This window comes from Amycolatopsis tucumanensis, from assembly GCF_021654135.1.
GTDB lineage: Bacteria > Actinomycetota > Actinomycetes > Mycobacteriales > Pseudonocardiaceae > Amycolatopsis_E > Amycolatopsis_E tucumanensis.
In genome coordinates, this window is record NZ_JAKGSD010000001.1 from 343,661 (window position 1) to 366,590 (window position 22,930).

The 22,930-nt window shown below is 72.1% G+C and carries 14 protein-coding genes and 1 pseudogene; 9 read left to right on the forward strand and 6 right to left on the reverse strand.

The annotated features are described in order from the left end of the window. Positions 1-31 precede the first annotated feature (31 nt). The 4 genes from L2C96_RS01780 to L2C96_RS01795 all read right to left on the reverse strand — a co-directional run bounded on the left by L2C96_RS01780 (position 32) and on the right by L2C96_RS01795 (position 10,347). A complete protein-coding gene (locus tag L2C96_RS01780) occupies positions 32-1,021 on the reverse strand; it encodes a malate dehydrogenase (RefSeq protein WP_237334841.1) in 990 nt (329 codons plus the stop codon). Next, complete coding sequence (locus L2C96_RS01785) at positions 1,018-3,180, reverse strand: FUSC family protein (protein WP_237334842.1); 2,163 nt, start codon at positions 3,178-3,180, stop codon at positions 1,018-1,020. The genes L2C96_RS01780 and L2C96_RS01785 overlap by 4 nt, the downstream gene beginning before the upstream one ends. Next, positions 3,177-6,272, reverse strand: coding sequence for a GH92 family glycosyl hydrolase (locus L2C96_RS01790; protein WP_237334843.1), 3,096 nt, complete (start codon positions 6,270-6,272; stop codon positions 3,177-3,179). Before L2C96_RS01790 ends, L2C96_RS01785 begins: the two co-directional genes overlap by 4 nt. A gap of 259 nt (positions 6,273-6,531) precedes the next feature. Beyond that, positions 6,532-10,347: a GH92 family glycosyl hydrolase gene (locus tag L2C96_RS01795; protein WP_237334844.1), complete on the reverse strand. Its 3,816-nt coding sequence runs from the start codon at positions 10,345-10,347 to the stop codon at positions 6,532-6,534. A gap of 189 nt (positions 10,348-10,536) precedes the next feature. Between L2C96_RS01795 and L2C96_RS01800 the strand changes: the two genes are divergently transcribed. The 3 genes from L2C96_RS01800 to L2C96_RS01810 are packed head-to-tail and all read left to right on the forward strand — an operon-like array spanning position 10,537 to position 12,781. Then, positions 10,537-11,097 carry a TetR/AcrR family transcriptional regulator gene (locus L2C96_RS01800; RefSeq protein ID WP_237334845.1) on the forward strand — a complete coding sequence of 187 codons (561 nt, stop codon included), beginning with the start codon at positions 10,537-10,539 and terminating at the stop codon, positions 11,095-11,097. A gap of 38 nt (positions 11,098-11,135) precedes the next feature. Further along, on the forward strand, positions 11,136-11,807 hold the full coding sequence (locus tag L2C96_RS01805; RefSeq protein ID WP_237334846.1) for a HEAT repeat domain-containing protein: 672 nt from the start codon (positions 11,136-11,138) through the stop codon (positions 11,805-11,807). Beyond that, positions 11,801-12,781, forward strand: coding sequence for a HEAT repeat domain-containing protein (locus L2C96_RS01810; protein ID WP_237334847.1), 981 nt, complete (start codon positions 11,801-11,803; stop codon positions 12,779-12,781). The genes L2C96_RS01805 and L2C96_RS01810 overlap by 7 nt, the downstream gene beginning before the upstream one ends. Positions 12,782-12,894: 113 nt before the next feature. Here L2C96_RS01810 and L2C96_RS01815 read toward each other — a convergent pair whose 3' ends face one another. Together L2C96_RS01815 and L2C96_RS01820 are read right to left on the reverse strand one after the other, a co-directional pair. Then, positions 12,895-14,184: a M20/M25/M40 family metallo-hydrolase gene (locus L2C96_RS01815; protein ID WP_237334848.1), complete on the reverse strand. Its 1,290-nt coding sequence runs from the start codon at positions 14,182-14,184 to the stop codon at positions 12,895-12,897. Then, positions 14,177-15,004, reverse strand: coding sequence for a M55 family metallopeptidase (locus tag L2C96_RS01820; RefSeq protein ID WP_237334849.1), 828 nt, complete (start codon positions 15,002-15,004; stop codon positions 14,177-14,179). Before L2C96_RS01820 ends, L2C96_RS01815 begins: the two co-directional genes overlap by 8 nt. 115 nt (positions 15,005-15,119) lie before the next feature. Here L2C96_RS01820 and L2C96_RS01825 point away from each other — a divergent pair, with 115 nt between their 5' ends. The 6 genes and pseudogenes from L2C96_RS01825 to L2C96_RS01850 all read left to right on the forward strand — a co-directional run. Next, positions 15,120-16,925 carry an ABC transporter substrate-binding protein gene (locus L2C96_RS01825; protein ID WP_237334850.1) on the forward strand — a complete coding sequence of 602 codons (1,806 nt, stop codon included), beginning with the start codon at positions 15,120-15,122 and terminating at the stop codon, positions 16,923-16,925. 2 nt (positions 16,926-16,927) lie between these two features. Further along, positions 16,928-17,944 carry an ABC transporter permease gene (locus tag L2C96_RS01830; RefSeq protein ID WP_020417947.1) on the forward strand — a complete coding sequence of 339 codons (1,017 nt, stop codon included), beginning with the start codon at positions 16,928-16,930 and terminating at the stop codon, positions 17,942-17,944. Next, positions 17,941-18,837, forward strand: coding sequence for an ABC transporter permease (locus tag L2C96_RS01835; protein ID WP_237334851.1), 897 nt, complete (start codon positions 17,941-17,943; stop codon positions 18,835-18,837). Before L2C96_RS01830 ends, L2C96_RS01835 begins: the two co-directional genes overlap by 4 nt. Then, on the forward strand, positions 18,834-20,450 hold the full coding sequence (locus tag L2C96_RS01840) for a dipeptide ABC transporter ATP-binding protein (RefSeq protein ID WP_237334852.1): 1,617 nt from the start codon (positions 18,834-18,836) through the stop codon (positions 20,448-20,450). Before L2C96_RS01835 ends, L2C96_RS01840 begins: the two co-directional genes overlap by 4 nt. A 74-nt stretch (positions 20,451-20,524) precedes the next feature. Next, complete coding sequence (gene mptB / locus L2C96_RS01845; protein ID WP_237334853.1) at positions 20,525-22,078, forward strand: polyprenol phosphomannose-dependent alpha 1,6 mannosyltransferase MptB; 1,554 nt, start codon at positions 20,525-20,527, stop codon at positions 22,076-22,078. Positions 22,079-22,171: 93 nt separating this feature from the next. Then, positions 22,172-22,929: pseudogene (locus L2C96_RS01850) on the forward strand (integrase core domain-containing protein); the annotation flags it as partial. Between the last annotated feature and the right edge of the window lies 1 nt (position 22,930).

The window sequence follows — 22,930 nt, forward strand, 5'->3', positions numbered from 1 at the left end:
GAACCGGCCCTCCGCGCACCACCAGGAAAAATCAGATGAGACCGAGCTTCTTCACGGCCTCGCGCTCCTCGGCCAGCTCGTTGACCGACGCGTCGATGCGACCGCGGGAGAACTCGTTGATCTCCAGGCCCTGGACGATCTCGTACTTGCCGTCCTTGCAGACGACCGGGAACGAGGAGATCAGGCCCTCCGGCACACCGTAGGAACCGTCGGACGGCACGGCCATCGAGGTCCAGTCACCCTCGGGGGTGCCGTTGACCCAGTTGTAGATGTGGTCGATGGCGGCGTTGGCGGCCGACGCGGCCGACGACGCGCCACGGGCCTCGATGATCTCCGCGCCGCGCTTGGCCACGCGCGGGATGAACTCCTCGGCCAGCCACTTCTCGTCGTTGACGGCCTCGGCGGCGTTCTTGCCGGCGACCTCGGCGTGGAAGATGTCCGGGTACTGGCTGGCGGAGTGGTTGCCCCAGATCGTCAGCTTCTTGATCTCGCTGACCGGCGCGTTCAGCTTCTTCGCCAGCTGGGCGACGGCGCGGTTGTGGTCCAGGCGGGTCATGGCGGTGAACCGCTCGGCCGGGACGTCGGGCGCGTGCGACTGCGCGATGAGGGCGTTGGTGTTGGCGGGGTTGCCGACCACCAGGACGCGGATGTCGTCGGCGGCGCCGGCGTTGATCGCCTCACCCTGCGGCTTGAAGATGCCGCCGTTGGCCTCCAGCAGGTCGGCCCGCTCCATGCCCTTGGTGCGCGGGCGCGCGCCCACCAGCAGCGCCACGTTGGCGCCGGCGAAAGCCTGCTTCGCGTCGTCGAAGATGTCGATGCCCGCGAGCAGCGGGAACGCGCCGTCCTCCAGCTCGAGCGCCGTGCCCTCGGCCGCCTTGACCGCCTGCGGGATCTCCAGCAGCCGCAGCTTCACCGGCGTGTCCGGGCCGAGCAGCTGACCGGACGCGATGCGGAACAGCAGCGCGTAGCCGATCTGGCCGGCGGCGCCGGTTACGGTGACGTTGACGGGGGCTTGGGTCATTGCGTACTCCTGCGGACGGAATCTTGGCTTGTGCTGGTGACCCTATCGCCCTCTGCCTGCGCTGACGTGGTGCGTCGCCTCACGTTCTGCTGAACCGATCGAGTCGAATCGGCCACCGGCACCTCGAACGCCCTGCCCAGCGCGACGATCCCGGCCTCCAGGCGGCCCAGGCTGGTGAGCACGGAGCGTGCCTGGGCGTTGTCCGTCTCACGGGTCTCCGGCGCGGCGGTGTTGCGCACCAGCTTCCCGCGCTCGTCGCCGTCGAGGGCGTCGCGCAGCACGTCGACGTTGCGGCTGATCCGCTCGATCACCGCGGTCAGCCGGTCGTCGGCGGGCAGCAGGCCCGGTTCGGAGCGGGCCGCGATCTGCCGCGCCCGGAACGCCAGCCGTTCCAGCGTGCTCATCACGTACCAGCCGTAGTCGCGGCGGCTGGCGAGGCTGATCGGGTGGGTCAGCGGCTCGATCGTGGTGCGCACCTTCTCCACCGAGCGGTCCAGCTCGCGGGAGAGTTCGATCACGTTCACGTTCTCCCGCCCGGACAGCAGCGCCTCCGCGCCGGCCAGGAACTCGCACAGGTCCGTCAGGGCGTCGTCGATGTCGGACACCATCACGGTGCGGGTGCGCACCGGCACCACCAGGACCGCCGCGATCAGGCCCGCGGCCGCGCCGATCGCGGTCTCGGCCACCCGCACCCACAGCACCTCGACGCTGAACGTGCCGAGCAGGCTGTAGAGCAGGCCCAGCATGCAGGTGATGAAGAAGGCCATCAGCAGCTGCGACACCCGCGCCACGTAGACCAGGCAGAACACGCACACCAGGATCAGCACCACCGTGGCGACCGTGTTGCCGGTGACCAGCAGCGCCAGCAGCATCCCGCCGAAGATCCCGCCCAGGGTGCCGGTGACGCGGCGGAACCCCTTCACGAACGTCGCGCCCGCGGTGCTGGTGTTGAGGAACACCACGAACACCGTCAGCACCGCCCAGTACCAGCGGGAGTCGGAGATGAACTCGCCACCGAGCACGGCGAGCCCGCCGCCGACCATCGCCTGGATCGCGCTGCGGGTGCGGTTGTCGTAGGCGAGGACCTTCTTGGGCTCCTCTTCGGTCTCCTCCTCGGGCAGTTCGGTCTCGGCCGAGTAGTCCTTCTCGGCGACGCGCTGCGCGTTGACGTCGGCCAGCGCCAGCTCGGCGATCGCGCGGCGCACCTCGTCGCCGGGTTCGGTGCGCTCGGCGAGCCGGCTGCCGGCGACCAGCATCTTGCTGAACTCCTCGGTGTCGCTGATCACCGGCAGGTCGCGGGGATCGCGCTCGATCAGAGAGTCCAGCCGCAGCAGGCTCGCGATCAGGTCGTCGCGGACCGCCTCCGGCAGCGCGCCCTCCTCGGCGGCGCGGCGCACGGTGATCGCGAGCCACTGGCAGGCCAGCTCCACGGCGAGCAGGCGGCGGCGCAGCAGCTGCGTGCCGGTCTCGTCGAACAGGTCGCCGATGGTGTCCTCGATCATCAGGACGGCCTCGTGCAGGCGGGTGTCGGCCTTGCGCAGCTGGTTGATCCGCCACTCGCTGCCGCCGCTGGCCAGGCACGCGGCCGCGGCCCGCACCACGGCGCTGATCCGGGCGCGGAACGCGCGGCGGGCCCGCAGCAGCTCGCCCTCCGGGCGCCGCCGCAGCACCGCGAACCGCATCACGGCGTTCGCGGCGAGCCCGATCGCCAGGGCGAGGATGTATTCGGGCAGCTGGCGCGGGTGGATCGCGAGGAACATCGCGAAGAAGAACATGAAGAACGACAGCGCGCCCATCGCGGTGCCGCGCGGCGCGAACCGCTGCGCGTAGACCGCGAGGAAGATCAGCAGCACGAACAGCACGCTGTCCAGCGGGGGAGCGGTGGCGCCGAACGCGGCGACGGTGAGCGAGGCCGACCCGCACAGCATGACCAGCACGAGCGTGATCGCCTGGTCCTTCGGCGTCTTGTCGTTGATGCTGAACGCCGAGTTCATCGCCGCGATGCTGGCCACCATGATCGTCGGGATCGGGCGGCCGAGCAGGAGCAGCACCAGGATCGACAACACGATCCCGCCCACCGCGATCCCGGCCAGCCGCAACCGCACCAGCCCCGGATCGGCGGCGACCAGCCGGTCCTGGGCCACCTTCCACACCCTCATGCACGGCCCCCGAGCAGTTCCCATTCGGTCAGCGCGGTCCGCCGCCCGGTCGCCGCGGTGATCCGCAGCCGGTAGGCACGGTACGTGCCGGGCTCGGCGATGGAGAACGGGCGGGTCTGCCGCCGCCACCGGAACCGCTCGCCGCGACGCTCGTCCAGCCGCACCCACGACTCCCCGTCGGTGGTGCCTTCCAGTACCCAGTCGCGTGGGTCGCCGCCGCGGGCGGCGGAGGTCAGGGTGTAGAGCTCGACCCGCGCCGGTTCGCCGACGGTGCACTCGATCACCGGGGTGCGCGAGCGGAACGTGACTTGGGTGGCGGTGGTGTCGGCGAACAGCGGGGTCACGTCGGTGCCGTCGTCGCAGCTGCCGGCGCCGGTGACGTCGGCCAGCGGGTGCGCGCCCAGTGACGGCGGTGGATCACCCCAGCCGGTGGGGGTTTCCGTGACGTCGAACTCCAGGTGGCCGGCGGTGATCAGGTCGGCGTGCGGCAGCCAGGTCGAGTGGTGCGGCTTGCCGTCGATCGTCACGCCCCGCACGTAGGGCCCGCGGCCGGGGGCGCTGATCGTCACCGTCCGCCCGTTCTCCTGGCGCAGCCGGGCCCGCTCGAACAGCGGCGCGGTCAGCACGTAACCCGGGTTGCCCGGCGCCAGCGGGTACAGGCCCAGCGCGGCGAGCACGTACCAGGCGGACATCTCGCCGTTGTCCTCGTCGCCCGGGTAGCCCTGCCCGATCTCGCTGCCCAGGTAGCAGCGGGTCAGCACCTCCCGGACGATCGCCTGCGTCTTGGCCGCGGCGCCGGCGTGGCAGTACATCCACGGGATGTGGTGGCTGGGCTGGTTCGAGTGCCCGTACTGGCCGAGCCGGACGTCCCGCGCCTCGGTCATCTCGTGGATGATCCCGCCGTAGGACCCCGGGACGCGGCCCGTCTCCGGGGTGGCGAAGAACATGTCCAGTTTGGACTCCAGCGCCGCGCGGCCGCCGAGCAGCGCGGCCAGGCCTGCGCCGTCGTGCGGCACGGAGAACGCGGTGTTCCAGGCGTTGGTCTCCGGCTGGTCGAAGCCCCACCGGGCCGGGTCGTGGTGTTCCGGCGCCAAGCGCCACCGGCCGTCGCGGTGACGGCCCTGGAAGAACCCGGTGGCCGGGTCGAAGTGGTTGACGTACTGCGCGGCGCGCTGCCGGAAGTAGCGGGCGTCGTCGGTGTGCCCCAGCTCCTCGGCGAGCGCGGCGAGGCCGAAGTCGTTGAGGCAGCCCTCCAGCGCCCAGGACAGGCCCTCGTGCGTGGTCAGCGGCGTGAAGCCGAGGAAGATCGACTCTCGCAGGCCTTGCCGCCCGACGCTGCGGCCGGGCGGGGTGACGGTCGCGTTGCGCAGCGCGGCGTCGTAGGCGGCGTGCACGTCGAAGTTCCGCACGCCTCTGCGGTAGGCGTCGGCGAAGGCGACGTCGGAGCTGGTGCCGGTCATCAGGTTCGCGTAGCCGGGGGAGGACCAGCGCGCGATCCAGCCGCCCTCGCGGAACTGCTGCACGAACCCCTCGATCAGCTCCCCGCAGCGTCGCGGCGCCAGCAACGCGAGCGCGGGCCACACCGTGCGGTAGGTGTCCCAGAAGCCGTGGTTGACCGACATCGGGCCGTCCACGACCTTCGCCCCGGTCCGGGTGCGGGTGCTCGGCCACCAGCGGCGCCGCACCGGGCTGGCGTGACGGACTCCGCGCGGGGTCTGTTCGTGGGACGAGTTCGGGTACAGGAACAGCCGGTACAGGCCGGAGTAGAAGGTGGTCAGCTCGTCCGGGGTGGCGCCGTCGATCTCGACCCGGCCCAGCACCTCCTGCCACGCCGCCCGCGCCCGCTCGCGGACCTGCTCGAACGTGGTGCCTGCCGGGATCTCCTGCTCGAGGTTGCGGCGCGCCTGCTCCAGGCTGATCAGGGAGGTCGCGATCCGCAGCTCGACCTTCGGTGTGTCGAAGGACAGGTAGCCGGTGTTGGGCCAGCGCAGGCGGCGGCCGCCTGTGGCTACCCGGTCGAAGGTGCCGTACACGAACATCCGGCGCGCGCCGACGGACAGGCGACTGCGTGCCCACGTGTGCCCGGTGACCACCCCGCGCGCCGGGTCGACGCGCAGGCCACCGCGCCGGTTGACGTTGTCGAACAGCACCCACCCGCCCTCGCCGGGGAAGCTGAAGTGGACGAGCGCGGCGTGGTCGGTGGGTGCGAGGTCGACGGTGATGCCGTTGTCGAAGCGCACCCCGTAGTGGTGCGGCCGGTCGGTCTCGTTGTCGTGGGAGAACGCCAGCGCCCGCGCCTTCCGGTCCGCGGTGACCGGACCGATTCCCGGCAGGAATTGGAAGGGGTGCCGGTCGCCCATCCACGGGCTCGGCTGGTGGCTGACCGCGAAGGCCTGCAGCTCGGGGCGGTTCTGTGCGTTGTTGCGCCGGTGGTACTCGTACAGCCAGTCGAGTGACCCGGCGTCGGTCACCGGGGTCCAGAAGTTGAAGCCGTGCGGCATCGCGGTGGCCGGGAAGGTGTTGCCGCGGGAGAACTCGTTGCTGGAGTGGGTGCCGCGCGTGGTGCGCACCCAGTCGACCGGGTCCCGCGGGCCTTCGGGTGGCGCGCCGGCGATCGCGACGTCGTCGACCCAGCCCGACACCGGCTCACCCGGCGACGGCTCGGCGAGCAACACGACGGCCCGAGCCCGGCGGCCCGCGGCCTCGCCGAGCGGGTGGCGCACGAGGTTCCACTGGTCGAGGTAGAGGGTCTTGGACTCGCCCGCGTCGAGCGCCGACCCCCCGATCAGGGTGCCGTCGTCCAGCTCGACGGCCAGTGCGACGAAGGTGCTGCGCCAGCTCGGCCCGGCATCGGACTCCGGGAACACCACATAGGACAGTCGGGTGTCGGCGCCGATCTCGAAGTCCACTTCGAACAGCACCTGACGGGCGGGTTGGTCCGCCGTGTAGCGGGCGGCGCGCACCCCCGTGAACCCCACGCCGGGTTTGGCCGCGGGCGCCCGCCCCGGCCCGGAGCCGACGGTCACGACCGCGCCGGAGATGGGCCGCGGATCACCGTCCTCGAACGAGGAGAAGAAGTGGGTCCGGGTCACGTCGCCTACCGTAACCGGCCGCCCCGCTCCCTTCCCGCCGAGCAGTTCCAAGCTGGACAATCCGGGGCACGTCGGTGGGGCAGGCGCGGCAGTCACGTGCCGCCGAGCGGGGCCAGCCGGGCGGGCGTCCGCGGTGGCGCGGATCCACCAGTGGCGGCGCCTCGCCGGCGCGACAATCACTTGGCACCACCCGCCCCAGCATCTTCTGCCGAGCACCGCCGGCGCGGACCGGGCGCGGCAATCACCGCCCACCCCGCTCTCACTTCGTGCCGAGCAGTTCCACCTCCGCCAATCCCGCGGCGCCGCCTGTGCTGCTCGTGATCCGCAGCCGGTAGTGGGCGTACGCGCCCGGCTCGGCGATCTTGAACGCCCGCGTCTGCTGCCGCCACGTGAACGTCTCCCCGGAGCGGCTGTCCAGCGGTGTCCAGGTCTGCCCGTCGGCCGAGCCCTCCAGCACCCACGCGCTCGGGTCCCCCGCCTCCTTGGCCGAGGTGAGCGTGTAGAACGTCGCGGTCACCGGGCCCGGGACCGGACAGTCGACCGTCTCCAGCGGGCGCGCCTGAGTGGCCGAGGTGTTGTCGAACAGCGGCCCGCCGGGCGTCGTCAGGTCCGCGGGCGGCTGGGGCGGCGAGTCGCCCGTCGTGAGCGAGGGCGGGACCTCCGTCGCCCCCCAGCGCGACGGGCTCGGGCCCATCGCGAAGTCCAGCGTGCCGCCGCCCGCGATCACGTCGTGCGGCAGCGACGTCGAGTTCCACGTCCGGCCGTTGACCCGCAGCCCCTGCACGTAGACGTTGCGGGCGTTGTTCTTCGGCGCGTTGATCACCAGGTCCCGGCCGCCCGCGAGGTGCACCGTCGCCTTGGTGAACAGCGGCGACCCGACCGCGTACTCCGGGCTGCCCATCCGCAGCGGGTAGAACCCGAGCGCGCTGAACACGTACCACGCCGACATCTCGCCGTTGTCCTCGTCGCCGGGGTAGCCCTGCCCGATCTCGCTGCCCAGGTACAGCCGGGACAGCGCTTCCCGCACCCTGGCCTGCGTCTGCCACGGCTGCCCGGCGAAGTCGTACATGTAGGCGATGTGGTGGGAGGGCTGGTTGGAGTGGCCGTACTGGCCCATCCGCACGTCCCTGGCCTCCCGCATCTCGTGGATCAGGCCGTTGTACGCCCCGGGGAACCCGGCGGTCTCCGGCGTGGCGAAGAACTGGTCCAGCTTCCGCGCGAGCCCGTCGCGGCCGCCGTAGAGGTTCGCCAGCCCCTGCCCGTCCTGCGGCACGGTGAAGGCCATGTTCCAGCCGTTGGTCTCGGTGTAGTCGTGGCCCCACTCGCGCGGGTCGTACTGGCCGGGCGGGACGCGGAACGCGCCGTCGGCGGAGCGGCCCTGGAAGAACCCGACCGCCGGGTCGAACATGTGCACGTAGTTCTGCGCGCGGCCGCGGAAGTACTCGGCGTTCTCGGCGTACTCGCGGCGGCGCGGATCGTCCGGCGCGGCCTCGTCGGCCAGCTTCTGCGCCATCATCGCGATGCCGAAGTCGTTGAGGTAGCCCTCGATCGCCCATGACATGCCCTCGCCGGTCGAGGTCGGCGTGTAGCCGAGGAAGATCGACTGCTCCAGGCCCTTGCGGCCGACGTTCTCGTTGGGCGGGGCGACCGTGGCGTTGCGGATCGCCGCGTCGTAGGCCGCCTGGACGTCGAAGCCCCGCACGCCCTTGAGGTAGGCGTCGGCGAAGGCCACGTCGGAGCTGGTGCCGGTCATCAGGTTCGCGTAGCCGGGGGAGGACCAGCGGGCGACCCAGCCGCCGTCGCGGTACTGCTGGAGGAACCCGTCGATCATCCGGCCCGCCACGTCCGGCGTGAGCAGCGCGTAGGCGGGCCAGGTGGTGCGGTAGGTGTCCCAGAACCCGTTGTTGACGTAGATCTCGCCGTCGACGACCTTCGACCCGGTGTTCGTCGGCGTGTCCGGCCCGGCCTTGGGCGAGACCGGGCTCGCGTAGGCGGGCCGCGGGCTGCGCGTGGTGCCGACGTTCTCGAACCCGGAGTTGGGGTAGAGGAACAGCCGGTACAGGTTCGAGTAGAGCGTGGTCAGCTGGTCCCGGCTGGCGCCTTCGACCTCGATCACGCCGAGCTTGCGGTCCCACGCGGCCTGCGCGGCCGAGCGGACCGTCTCGAACGCCGTGCCCGCCGGGATCTCCTGCTCCAGGTTGCGCTTCGCCTGGTCGACGCTGATCAGCGAGGTCGCGATCCGCATGCCCACGACGCCGCCGCGGCCCGGGTCGAACTTCAGGTAGCCGCGCACGTGGTCCCGTCCCTCGCCGGGCAGCATGTCCCCGCCGGTGACCGGCCGGTCGAAGGCCGCGTAGACGAACATGCGGCCCGCGCCCGCGGAGTTGCCGCTGCGCACGTCGGTGAACCCGGACAGCGTGCCCGTGGCGGGGTCGAGGGTGAGGCCGCCGGCGTCGTCGAAGTTGTCGAAGATCAGGTTCGCGTCGCCGCCGGGGAAGGTGAACCGGAACGCCGCCGCGTGGTCGGCGGGCGCGATCTCGGCCTTGACGCCGTTGTCGAACGTCACGCCGTAGTAGTGCGGTTTGGCGGTCTCGTTGGCGTGGTCGAACGACAGTGCCCGTGCGGCTCGGTTCGCGTCCGGCACGCCGGCGGCGGCCGAGGGCATCACCTGGAAGGTCTGCCGGTCGCCCATCCACGGGCTCGGCTCGTGGGACAGCGACAGCGCTTGCAGCGCGGGCCGGTTCTGCGCGTTGTTGCCCTCCTGGTAGCGGTAGAGCCAGTTCAGCGAACCGGCGTCGGTGACCGGGGTCCAGAAGTTGAAGCCGTGCGGGACCGCGGTGGCGGGGAAGTTGTTGCCGCGGGAGAACGTGCCGTTGGCGTTCGTGCCGCGGGTGGTGAGCACGTGGTCGGACAGGCGGGTCACGCGGGCCTGCGGCGCGGCGGGCCCGAGCGTGATGTCGTCGAACCAGCCGTTGAACGAGCCGGCGCCGTTCGGGTTGTCGTAGGCGACCAGGATCCGCGCGACGGTCTTGCCGCGGGCGACCGTGCCGATCGCCGAGCGCACCAGGTTCCACTGGTTGGCGTAGAGCGACTTGGCCGCGCCCTGCCCGCGGGGGCTGAGCGGGAACCCGTACTGGTCCACCGCGCCCAGGGTGGACAGGTACGTGCCGTCGGTGAAGGCCAGGTCGACCGAGACGTTCGTGCTCGGGTACTTCAGGTCGTTGCCGGTCAGCTCGGGGAACACGGTGTAGGACAGCTCGGTGTCGGCGCGCACCGGGATCCGCACGTCGAACACCTTGTTGTAGGAGTAGCCGTGCGGCGCGGTCTGGGTGCCGACGTAGTGGAAGGCACGCAGCCCGGTGAACCCGGCGCGCGGTTTGCTGGTGTAGCCGCCGGGCGGGCCGCTGTCCGGGTAGGACCGCATGGCGGGCAGCGGCGGCGGGGCCGGCTGGTCGTCGGCGAGCAGCAGTTCGGCGAGCTGGACGATGTCCGCGCCGCCGTTGGCGGTGATGTCCAGCCGGTAGAAGCGGTGCGTGGCGGTGGCGGCGAGGCGGAACTCCCTGGCTTCGAGCCGGTCGCCGAACGTCTGGCCGCTCTGGCTGTCCACTGTGGTCCAGGTGGTGCCGTCGTCGGAGCCCTGCAGGGTCCAGTCCCGGGGGTCGCGCTCCGGGGCGTCGTTGGCCGAGGTCAGGCCGTAGCGGGTGATGGCGACCGGCTCGGCGAACTCGATCTGCACCCAGCCGGTACGGGTGAAGGCCAGCCACTTGGACTCCGGCCTGCCGTCGAGCACGTTCAGCGCGACCTCACCGGCGCCGGTGTTCTCCGCGCTCGCGGTCGCGCCGGTGGCGCGGCCGCGCACGTCGCCCGGGATGGCCGAGCCGTTCGCGCCGTTCACGCCCGAGGTGAGCGGCCGCCCGCCCGGCCCGGTCTCCACGGTGTCCACCCAGTCCGGCTCGGGCTGGCCGGCTTCGAACGACGACGCGAACCGCACCGGTGCCTCCGCTCCCGCGGGCGGCGCGGCGACCAGACCCGTCATCAGCAGGGCGACGGCCAGCGCGCGAATGGTTCGGACCATGGCAGGCAGCGAAACGCGCGGGCCGGGGCACCGTCAAGCGGCCACGCCAAAGCTGGCCCAAACCGGACAGGGACGGGTGAATCCCGCACCGCGATCGGCCGCCCGGGGTTTAGCCTGATCAGCACCGCCGCGGAACGCAACGGGCCGTTGCAATGCAACGCACCGTCGCGTTGCGGTTAGGGTGAGGCAATGCCGACCGGTGCCGGGCCCCGCCGGGTCCAGGAGATCTTCGCCGCGACCCTCGGCCTGCTCACCGAGCACGGCTACGACGGGCTCACCATCGAGGCGATCGCCCAGCGCGCGGGCGTGCACAAGACGACCCTCTACCGCTGGTGGTCGTCGAAGGACGAACTGCTCGCCGCGGCCGTGACCGGCTCGGCGCTGCTGGACTTCCCCGTCGCCGACACCGGCAGCCTGCGCGGCGACCTGCTCGCCGTGGCCACCCGCCTGTCCCGGCTGCTGACCCGCCCGGCGACCGCGGCGGTGCTGGCCGCCGTGCCGGGTCGCCCGCTCCTCGCCGAAGCGACCAGCGCGTTCTTCACCGGACGGCTCACCCGCGACCACCCGGTCTTCACCAGGGCCGTGGAACGGGGCGAGCTGGCGGCGGACGGCGACGCGGACCTGGTCGTGGACCTGCTCGCCGGCGCGCTGTGGTTCCACCTGCTGCTGTGCGGCGGCAGCGCGGACCGGCGCTACCTGGCGCGGCTGGTGGATTCGGTCCTGACCGGTGTCAGCGCCCGGCGCGCTTGACGTTGACACTGTGACAAGGTCTTCACTGGGACGCGGAGGTGGTTCCGATCAACCCGACACACCGCGACCTGCTCGGCGCCCTGAGCGCCGGGAACCCGTCGACGCGGCTCCAGGCCGCGCTGGCGGCAGGCACGCATCCCGACCCCGGTCTCCTCGGCGAGCTGGTGGCCCGCAGCGCGGTCGAGCCGGACTTCTTCGTCCGCGACATGCTCACCTGGGCGCTGACCCGGCTGCCCGCGGAGATCACGGTGCCCCGGCTCCTCGCCGAGCTCACGTCCGCGCGGGCTCAAGCGCGCAGCCAGGCGCTGCACACCCTGTCCAAGATCGGGGACCGGAGCGTCTGGCCCGCGATCACGCGCGCGTTGCTGCACGACGCCGACGACGAGGTCGCGCGCAGCGCGTGGCGGGCCGCGGTCGTCCTGGTGCCCGACGAGGAGCGCGCCGCGCTGGCCGAGGACCTGGCCGCACAGCTGGGCCGGGGCGACCGGGCGGTGCAGCTGAGCCTCAGCCGGGCGCTCGTCGCGCTCGGCGACGTGGCCGAGCCGGCCCTGCGGACCGGGCTGGCGAACCCGGACCCGGTGGTGCGCGCGCACGCCCGCGCCACGCAGCGGCTCCTGCGTGACCCGGACGCGGGGTTCGCCCTGGACGTCGAGGAGGCGAAGCGGGTGGCCGCGCTCGGCCCGGAACGCGCGGCGGGCACGTCGTGCTGATCGGCGAGGTGGCGCGCCGCTCGGGGGTGAGCACCCGGATGCTGCGGCACTACGACACCCTCGGGCTGGTGCGCCCGACCGGCCGCACGGTCGGGGGCTACCGGGAGTACTCGGACGAGGACATCCGCCGGATCTTCCACGTGGAAAGCCTGCGGTCCCTGGGGCTTTCGCTGCGGCAGATCGGGCGTGCGCTGGCGGACCCCGGTTTCACACCGTCCACACTGGTCGCCGATCTCATCCGGCGGACCGAGGACCGGATCCGGCGGGAGCAGGAGCTGCTGGAGCGGCTCCGGGCGGTCGGCGCGTCCGCGCCTGCGGGCTGGCCGGACGTCCTGCGCATCGTGGAGCTGCTGCACGGGCTCAACTCGCCCTACGCGGCGCGACGGCAGCAGGCCGCGCTGACCGAGGCCGTGCCGGTGCCCGCGGAACTGCTGGCCGAGGCGGTGCTGGCCGAACCCGACGCGAACGTGGCCGGGGCGCTGCGGTGGGCACTCGCGCGCGCCGGCGGCGACGGAGTGGCCAGCCTGGTGCCCGGCCTGCGCTGCGACGACGTCGAAGTCCGGCGGCGCGCGGTGCTGGCGATCGCGGAGATGCCGGGGGACGAGGCGACCGAGGCGCTGACCGGGGCGCTCGCGGACCCGGACCCGACGGTGCGCAGGCACGCGGCGCTGGCACTGGGGCGCTGCGGCGTCGCGGCAGCGGTGCCGACGCTCGTGGGCATGGTGGTGGACGGTGACGGCGACGTCGAGGCGGCCGAGGCGCTGGGCGCGCTGGCACTGGACCCCGGGCACGCCGAGCAGGTGATGACCGCGCTCACCGGCGAACTCGCCGCCGCGGACTCCGCGGTGCGGCTCCGCCTGACCCAGGCACTCGCCGAGATACCACCACCCCTCGCACACCCCGCGCTGCGGCAACTGGTGCACGACGAGGACCGCACGGTCGCCCTCCTCGCCACGGCCCTGCTGGGGGAGTGAGGCTGCGGCTCTGAGCGGCGGAGCCGCCTCACCACCTGAGCAGCTCGCACCGCCTCAGGTTCCGCCACCCGCACCGCTACGCGAGCCACCCACGAGGGACGCTCACTGCCCACTCAGCAGTGGGTGAGGAAGTGCTCCAGCACGCGCTTCCCGAAGTGCAGCCCCTCCAACGGCACCCGTTCGTCCACGCCGTGCGCCATCGCCCGGTACTCGAAGCCCTCGGGCAGCCACAGTGGCGCGAAGCCGTAGCAGGCGATGCCCAGCGGGCTGAACGCCTTGGCGTCCGTGCCGCCACCCATGCAGTACGGCACCACGACCGCCTCCGGGTCCTGGGACCGCAGCGCCTCGGCCATCGCGGTGAACCACGGGGAGTCCACCGGCGCCTGCACGGCCGGCTGGCGCGCCACGAACTCGCGTGTGACGTCTGGCCCGAGCAGCTCGTCGAGCTGGTCCAGCAGCTGCTTCTCGGTGCCCGGCAGGGTCCGGGTGTCGATCTGGGCCTGCGCCAGGCTCGGGATCACGTTCACCTTGTACCCGGCGTCCAGCATCGTCGGGGTGGTGCTGTTGCGGATGGTCGGCTCGACGAGCTTCGCCGCCGGGCCCAGCCGCGCCATCGTGCCCTCCACATCGGACAGATCCACCTCGACGCCGAGCGCCTCGCCGGTGCGGACCAGGAACGCCTCCACCGTCGGCGTCAGCGTGACCGGCCACTCGTGCGCGGCGATCCGGTTCAGCGCCTCGATCAACCGCACCACCGCGTTCTCGTGGTTGGGCCGCGAAGCGTGCCCGGCCCGGCCCCGCGCCGTCAGCCGCATGTGCGCGGTGCCCCGCTCGGCCGTGCCCACCGGGTAGAGCCGCTTCACCGAACCGTCGGCCGCGGGCACGTGGTAGGTGTAGCCGCCGGACTCGCTGATCGCGGCCACACACCCCTCGAACAGCTCGCGATGCTCGTCTGCCAGCCAGTGCGCCCCGTACTCGCCGCGGTCCTCCTCGTCGGCCACGAAGGCCAGCACCAGGTCGCGCCGCGGCCGCAGCCCGTCCGCCACCGCGGTCAGCACCATCGCGATGAAGTCCTTCATGTCCACCGCGCCCCGGCCCCACAGGTAGCCGTCCCGGACCTCGCCGGCGAACGGCGGCACCGTCCAGTCCGCGGCGTCGGCGGGCACCACGTCCAGGTGCCCCTGCACGAGCAGCGCCGGCAGCGTGGGGTCGGCGCCGGGGAGCCGGGCGACCACGTTGGTGCGCCGCGGCGCGGACTCCAGCACCACCGGTTCGAGACCAGCGCCGGCGAGCACGCCCGCGACGAACTCCGCCGCGTCCCGCTCACCCTCGGCGTCGCCGTGGCCGCGGTTGGTGGTGTCGAACCGCAGCAGCTGCGCGCACAGACTCTCGACGTTAGCCATACTTCCCCTGCACCGCGCCCGCGGCGATCGCCGTGACCACCTTGAACGCCTTCATCGCTTCGGTCATCGTTGCCGCGTCGAACCCGACCCGGCGCACACCGGTCTGCTCGACGGTCGGCACCACCGCGGCGGCCTGCGCCAGGTGGCTCGCGTCGAACTCGACCTCGATGCGGTGCGCGGCGGCCGCACCCGGCGCCCGCACCGCACGGTCCATGCTCGCCCGTGCGGCCGCGCTCAGCATCTCGGCGGTCCTCGACGGGGGAAGGCAGATCGCGGCGTAGCGGCTCACGCACTCCTTGACGGCGACCAGGCGCGCGCCCGGCGCGTAGTCGGCGGCGTCCTCGCACGTCCGGTCGTCGCCGGACACCAGCAGCACCGGCACCCCGTGCTCGGCGGCCAGGGCGGCGTTGAGGCGGCCCTCACTGGCGGGCACCCCGTCCAGCCACACCCCGGTGATCTGGTTCTCCAGGTAGGTGTGCGACAGCACCCCGTCCGCGCCCGCCCCGGCGTGGTAGCCCAGGAACACCACCCCGTCCACGCCGGAGTCGATGCCCTGCATCATCGACAGCGGCTTGTGCCGCCCGGTGAGCAGGCGGGCCCGGTCGTCCAGGTCCTCCAGCAGCAGGTTGCGCTGCGACGAGTGCGCCTCGTTGACCAGCACGTCGCTCGCGCCGCCCGCGTGCAGGCCGCGGACCACGGCGTTGACGTCCCCGGTGAACAGACGGCGGAAGCGCTGCCACTGCTCGGTGCCGGGGACGACGTCGTCGGTCCAGGTGACGCCGGTGGCGCCCTCCATGTCCGCCGAGATCAAGATCCGCATGGTCCAGACCTTACGTCACGGCTCGGCAACACCACTCGTGAGTCGTTGACTCCACGTGCTTGGAAGTGGTTACTTTCCGGTTTCGGAATCAGCCAGAGAGGTGGGACCTGTGGGGATGCGTTTCCCGAGACGAACGCGGGTGGGCGCGGCGGTGGCCGCCGCGGCGCTGGTGGCGGGCCCGTTCGTGCCCGCGGCCCAGGCGCAGCAGCAGGGCGGCACGGTGCTGCGCGTGGCGCTGGTGCAGGAGATCGACCACCTGAACCCGTTCCTCGCCTCGTTCGCCTCCAGCACCATGGTCGGGCGCATGACCTGGGAGTTCCTCACCCTGCCCTCGGCCGAGGACAACACCCCCGCGCCGGGCCTGGCCGAGTCCTGGTCCACCTCGCCGGACAAGCTCACCTGGACCTACAAGATCCGCGACGGCGTGAAGTGGTCCGACGGGCAGCCGGTCACCGCGAAGGACGCCGCCTACACGTTCACACGGATCATGACCGACGAGAACGCCCAGGAAGCCAACGGCACCTACGTCGAGAACTTCGAGTCGGTCACCGCCACCGACGACCGCACCCTGGTCATCAAGACGAAGACCCCGCAGGCCAGCATGACCGCGCTGGACGTGCCGATCGTGCCCGAGCACATCTGGGCTAACCAGCCGAACATGACCGACCCGGCCACCGACTCGGTGCCCGTCGTCGGCGTCGGCGACGGCCCGTTCCTGATCACCGAGTACCGGCCCAACGAGCTGGTCCGGCTCAAGGCCAACCCGGACTACTGGCGCGGCCGCGCCAAGATCGACGAGCTGCAGTTCATCAGCTACAAGAACTCCGAGGCCGCGGTCAACGCGCTGAAGAACGACGAGGTGGACTTCGTCAACCGGCTCACCTCGACCCAGTTCGACACGCTGAAGAACGCCGAGGGCATCACCACGAACCAGGCGATCGGCCGCCGCTACCGCGAGATCATCGTCAACCACGGCGCCCAGACCCAGTCCCGCCAGCCGATCGGCGACGGCAACCCGGTGCTCAAGGACGTCCGCGTGCGGCAGGCCATCGCCCGCGCACTGGACCCGCAGACCCTGGTGGACAAGGTGCTCGGCGGCTACGGCCAGACCGGCGGCGGCATCGTGCCCGCCTCCTTTCCGGCCTACCACTGGGAGCCCGCGGCGAACGAGCGCTACAACTTCGACCCGGCGGCCGCCAACGCCCAGCTCGACCAGGCCGGCTACCCGCGTGGCGCCGACGGCACCCGGATCGGCCCGGACGGCAAGCCCATCGAGCTGCGCCTGCTCGGCCGCGCCAGCGAGGACTTCGCCCAGCGCGCCTCCGACTACGTGGTCAGCTGGCTCGGCGCGATCGGCATCAAGGCGACCAAGCAGCTGGTCTCCGACAACGAGGTCGACGAGCGCACCAACAACGGCACCTACGACCTCGCCTTCTCCGGCTGGGGCACCAGCCCGGACCCGGACTACATCCTGTCCAAGCAGACCTGCGCGGCCCTGCCCGCGGTGGCGGGCAGCAGCAGTAGCACCTCGTTCTTCTGCGACCCCGAGTTCGACCGCCTCTACGCCGCCGAGAGCACCGAGTTCGACCCGGCCAAGCGTGCCGACCTGGTGAAGCAGGCCCAGGCCCGCTACTACACCCAGGTGCCCAGCATCGTGCTGGACTACGACAACGTGCTCGAGGCCTACCGCTCGGACAACTTCGCGAGCTTCACCAAGCAGCCCGCGGGCACCGGCCAGATCATGGAGCAGAGCGGCTACTGGGGCTTCTACGGCGCGACCCCGGCCGAGGGCGGCTCGTCCTCCAGCGGCGGCCTGTCCAGCGGCGCCTGGATCGCGATCGGCGCCGGTGTCGTGGTCGTCCTGGCCATCGCGGGCACGGCGGCCGGGCGGCGCCGCAAGTCCGCCGACGACCAGGAGTAGGCGTGACGAACGCGCTCTCCACCGCCGCGGCGGAGCTCGACGAGCCCCGCCGCGGCACCGGCACCGCCCGGTTCCTGCTCGGCAAGCTCGGCGGCGCGATCGGCAGCCTGCTGCTCGTGGTCGCGCTGGGCTTCCTGCTGTTCCGGATGATCCCCGGCGACCCGGTCACGACGTTGACCCGCGACCGGCCCACCAGCCCCGAGCAGCTGGCGCAGCTGCGGGCCCGGCTCGGCGTGGACCAGCCGCTGTACCGGCAGTTCCTGGACTACCTCGGCGGGCTGCTGCACGGCGACCTGGGCACCTCCTACGGCTACAACCGGCCGGTGAGCGCGCTCATCGGCGAGCGGCTCGGCCCCACGCTGCTGCTCGTCGGCACCGCCACCGTGCTGGCCGTGGCGCTCGGGCTGTGGCTCGGCGTGCGCGCGGCGTGGCGGCGGGGCAGCCTGTTCGACCGCACCCACACCGGGATCGCGCTGACGCTGTGGTCGATGCCCCAGTTCTGGCTGGGCCTGCTGCTGCTCATCGCCACGCAGGGGGTGTTCCCCAGCGGCGGCATGCGCTCCCCGGACACCCCGCCGGAGTTCTTCCCGCAGCTGCTCGACGTCGCCCACCACCTGGTGCTGCCGTGCGTCACGCTGCTCGCGGTGATCTACGCCCAGTACATGCTGGTCATGCGGTCGTCGCTGCTCGGCGAGATGAACGCCGAGTACCTCACCACCGCCCGCGCCAAGGGCCTGCGCGAAGACCTGGTGCGCCGCCGCCACGCGGTGCCCAACGCGCTGCTGCCCACCGTGACGCTGGTGTTCCTCCAGTTCGGCCTGGTGGTGTCCGGCACCGTCACGGTCGAGACCGTGTTCTCCTGGCCCGGGCTGGGACTGCTCACCTACGAAGCGCTGCGGGTGCCGGACCTGCCGCTGCTGCAAGGAGTCTTCGTGGTCATGGCCGGCTCGGTCATCGTGATGAACCTGATCGCCGAGGTGCTCTACCGCGTGCTCGACCCCCGGGTGCGTGCGCAGTGACCGCCCCCGCCGCGATCGCCTGGCAGCGCCGCCGCGCCGCGGCCGCTTCGGTGTGGCGCGAGTTCGCCGCCGACCGCGGCGGCCTGGCCGGGCTGGGCGTCCTCGTGCTGGTGGTGCTGCTCGCGGTGCTCGCGCCGGTGATCACCGACCCGGCCGGGCTGGACGTGGTCAACGCTCCCGGAAAGCCCTTGCAGCCGCCCAGCGGCGAGTTCCCGCTCGGCACCGACATCGACGGCCGCTCGGTCCTGCTGCTCACGCTGTGGGGCGCGCGGGTGTCGCTGCTGGTCGGGTTCGCCGCGACCATCCTGTCCGTGCTGATCGGCACGCTGGTCGGCATCGCCGCCGCGCACTTCGGCGGCTGGATCTCCGGCCTGCTGATGCGGTTCACCGACTTCTTCCTGGTGCTGCCCTCGCTGGTGCTGGCGATCGCGCTGTCCACCGTGCTGCCGCACGGCGTGCCGACGATCATCGTCGCGGTCGGGGTCACCTCGTGGCCCACCACGGCCCGGCTGGTGCGTGCGCAGACCCTGACCATCGAGTCGCGGCCCTACATCGAACGGGCCCGCGCCCTGGGCGGCGGGCACCTGCACGTCATCGGCAAGCACGTGCTGCCCGGCGTGCTGCCGCTGGTGCTGGCCAACACCACCCTCGTGGTGGGCAACTCGATCATCGCCGAGTCCACGCTGTCCTTCCTGGGCCTTGGCGACCCGACCGCGCCGTCCTGGGGCCAGATGCTGCAGCGCGCCCTGTCCTCCGGCGCGGTCACCGGCGGAGCGTGGTGGTACCTGATCCCGCCCGGCCTGGCGATCGTGGTGATCGTGCTGTCGTTCACCCTCGCCGGCCGCGCGCTGGAGACGGTGCTCAACCCGCGGCTGAAGGGGGAGCACGCGTGAGCCTGCTGGAGATCAAGGATCTGCGCGTCGCCTACCGGGACGTGGAGGCGGTGCGCGGCGTGGACCTGACGCTGGCGCCGGGGGAGACCCTCGGCGTCGCCGGGGAGTCCGGCTCGGGCAAGTCCACGGTCGCGATGAGCGTGCTGCGGCTGCTGCCCAAGTCCGCGAAGGTCACCGGGGAGATCCGGCTCGACGGCGAGGACGTCACCACCATGCGCTGGGGACACCTGCGCGCGGTGCGGTGGGCGAAGGCGTCGGTGGTGTTCCAGGGCGCCATGCACGCGCTCAACCCGGTCCGCACCATCGGCGACCAGATCGCCGAACCGATCCGGCTGCACGACCCGTCGGCCACCGACGTCGACGGCCGGGTCGCCGAGCTGCTGGAGTCGGTGGACCTGCCGCCGTCCCGCGCCGGGGCCTACCCGCACGAGCTGTCCGGCGGGCAGAAGCAGCGCGTGATGATCGCGATGGCGCTGGCCTGCCGCCCCCGGCTGATCATCGCCGACGAGCCGACCACCGCGCTCGACGTCATCGTGCAGGCCCAGGTGCTCGACCTGCTGACCCGCCTGGTCGCCGAGCACGGCCTCGGCCTGATCATGATCAGCCACGACCTGTCCGTGCTCGCCGCCACCTGCGCGCGCATCGCCGTGATGTACCGCGGGGAGATCGTCGAAGAAGGCCCGTCCGCCGAGGTGATGCGCTCGCCGCGGCACGAGCACACCCGCGCGCTGGCCGCCGCGTTCCCCACGGTCGGCGACCCGGCCGCCCGCTTCGCGCCCGCCACCACCGCGCCGCTGCCGCCGGAACCGGACACCCCGCCCGCGCCGGACGTGCTGCTGGCCGCGGAGAACCTGCGGGTCAGCTTCCGCGACCGGCGTGGCGCCCGCATCGACGCCGTCGCCGGCGTGGACCTGCAGGTGCGGCGCAACGAGATCGTCGCGCTCGTCGGCCAGTCCGGCTCCGGCAAGACCACCCTCGCCCGCACACTGCTCGGCCTGCAGAAACCGACCTCCGGCGTGGTCCGCTACGACGGGCAGCCGGTGCCCTCGTCGGGCGCGGCGCTCAAGGCCTACCGGCGGCACGTCCAGCTCGTGCTGCAGGACCCGGCCAGCGCGCTCAACCCGCGGCACACCGTCTACGAGGCCGTCGCCGAGGGGCCCCGCATCCACCGGCTGCCCGGCGACGAGCGGCAGATCGTCACCGAAGCGCTGGAGGCCGCGGAACTGCGCCCGGCCGAGCACTTCCTGCACCGGCTGCCGCACGAGCTCTCCGGCGGGCAACGGCAGCGCGTGGTCATCGCCGGCGCCCTCGCCCTGCAGCCGGGCGTGCTCGTCGCCGACGAGCCCGTCGCGTCGCTGGACGCCTCGGTGCGCGGCGAGATCCTCGGGCTGCTACTGCGGCTGCGCCGCGAACTCGGGCTGGCCGGCCTGGTCATCACACACGACCTCGGCCTGGCGTGGAACATCGCCGACCGCGTCGCCGTGATGTACCGCGGCGAACTCGTCGAGGTCGGCACCGTCGAGGAAGTCCTGCTCGACCCGGAGCACGAGTACACGCGCTCCCTGCTCGCGGCGCTTCCGGGAGGAACGACGCGAGCTTCACTACCGTCCTGAATGCCCGCAAGTCAAGGAAATGACGTTCCCGGCGCGAACCGGCACGGGAACGGTGTGTAATCTCCGTGGACGAAATGGCGACCACCACTGACCCCGCTCCCGGGGCGCCCGCGCAGGCGCACCCGGCCGCGCGCGTGCGCGTGCCCTCGCGGTTCCCGTACCGCACGATCGCGATGGGTACCCTCGGCAGTCTCCTGCTCCTCATCGGCGCGCTCGGGGCCGGTGGCATCCTGATCCGCGACCCGGTCCTCGGGCACGGCCCACTGTCCTGGGTCCGCTACGGGCACGGGCAGATGCTCGCCAACGCGGTGCTCTACGGCGGGTTCGCGCTCGTGGTGTGGGCGTGGGTCCGGCTGGGCCGCTACATGCTCGCCGGGCGCATCGGCAGCAGGCCGATCCTCGTCGCCGCGGCCTGCTGGATGGCGCCGCTGCTCGTCTCGCCGCCGCTGTTCACCCGCGACGTGTTCTCCTACCTCGGCCAGGGCGCCCAGCTGCTGCACGGGCTCGACCCGTACGCGCACGGCCCGGCCGAGCTCGAGGTGCTGCGCGACGTGGTGCAGAACGTGCACCCGGTCTGGCAGACCACCCCGGCGCCCTACGGCCCGCTGTTCCTGCTGATCGCCAAGGGTGTCGTCGCCCTGACCGGCGACAACGTGATCGCCGGCGTCATCGTGACGCGCCTGGTGCTGCTGATCGGCCTGGCGATGATGCTGTGGGCGCTGCCGCGGCTGGTGCGCCACCTCGGCGGCAAGCTGCCGATCACCGTGTGGCTCGCGGTCGCCAGCCCGATGACCGTCATCCACCTCGTCGGCGGCCCGCACAACGACCTGCTGATGCTGGGCTTCCTGACCATTGGCGTGCTCGCCGCGCTGGAACGCAAGCACGCGGTCGCGATCGTGCTGGTCACGATTGGCATGCTGATCAAGCCGACCGCGGCGGTCGCGCTGCCGTTCCTGGTGTGGGTGTGGGCCAACCACCTGCCCCACCCGAGCCGGGTCCGCAACTTCTTCCAGGCGGGCGCGATCTCGGTCGGCTTGTTCGGGGTCGTGTTCGTGGTCGGCACCTGGGTGTCGCTCGGCTCGTTCAACCTGGGCTGGGTGACCGGCCTGCAGGCGCCGACGCTGGTGACGAACTGGCTGAACTTCCCGACCGGGCTCGGGCAGCTGGCGCACACGCTGGTGAACCTGGTGATCACCGTGCCGGAGTCGCCGTTCGTGACGGTGGCCCGCGCACTGGCGATGCTGACGCTGGCCGCGTTCGGCGTGCGGCAGTGGTGGAAGGCGCGCAACGGCGGCAACGAGGCGATCTTCCGGATGGCCATGACGCTGCTGGCCACCGCGATCCTCGCCCCGCCGACCCTGCCGTGGTACCTGACCTGGGGCTTCGTGATCGCGTCGGCGTTCCCGTGGCGGCGCAGGCACCTGGCCATCGTGGTCGCCGTGGCGTCGTTCCTGGTGCTCGCCTACTACCCGACGGGCGAGCAGGCCCTCTACGACTGGTGGTTCGTCGTGGTGGTCCTGGCGCTGTCGGTCTACGCGGCGGCTTCGCTGCTGCGCCCGGACCCCCTCGGCCTGGTCGGCGCGTGGCGGCGCCAGCCCGAGGTGCCGGACTTCGTCGCGAAGGACTAGCTGTTGGGGTCATGGACGTTGTTGACGGTGTGGTCGACGCGTCGGGTTGATCAAGGCGAAGACCTCCGTGTGGCGTGAAGGTGCTTGACGCCTTCCCGCACAAACGGGCACAAGTGGATCCGCCGGTTCCGGGAGGAAGGCCAGGCCGGGCTGGCCGACCGGCCAAGGTCGCCCGCACACCTCACCGACCTGAACGTCTGCGGAGGTGGAGCGCGAGGTCCTGCAGGTGCGGCAGGACCGCCGGCTCGGCCCCGCCAGGATCGCCGAGCCGATTCGCCGTTACGAGCGGGACCGGCCGGGCGAGCTGGTCCATGTCGATGTGAAAAAACTCGGACGGCTGCGTGAGGGCGGCGGATGGTGGGCGCACGGTCGCGGCAGTGATCAGCACAAGGCCGCCCGTCGCGCGCCCCGAGTGGGGGTTGAGTTTGTGCACTGCGCCGTCGACGATCACTCCCGGCTGGCCTACGCCGAGATCCACCCCGGCGAAACCGCCACCACCTGCGCCGACTTCCTCCGCCGCGTTCGCCGCCCACGGCATCCCCGCCATCGAACGAGTCATGACCGACAACGCTCTGGCCTACCGCCGCTCGCACGCCTTCCGCACCGCGGTCACCGACATCGGCGGCCACCAGCGCTTCACCCGCGCCTACCGCCCCCAAACCAACGGCAAAGCCGAACGCTTCAACCGCACCCTCGCCGAAGAATGGGCCTACGCCCAACCCTTCACCAACTCACACGAGCGCACCGCCGCCCTACCCGGCTTCCTCCACAACTACAACCACCACCGAGCCCACAGCGCCCTCAACGGCCAACCACCCATCACCCGCCTCAACAACTTCGCTGGGCACTAGA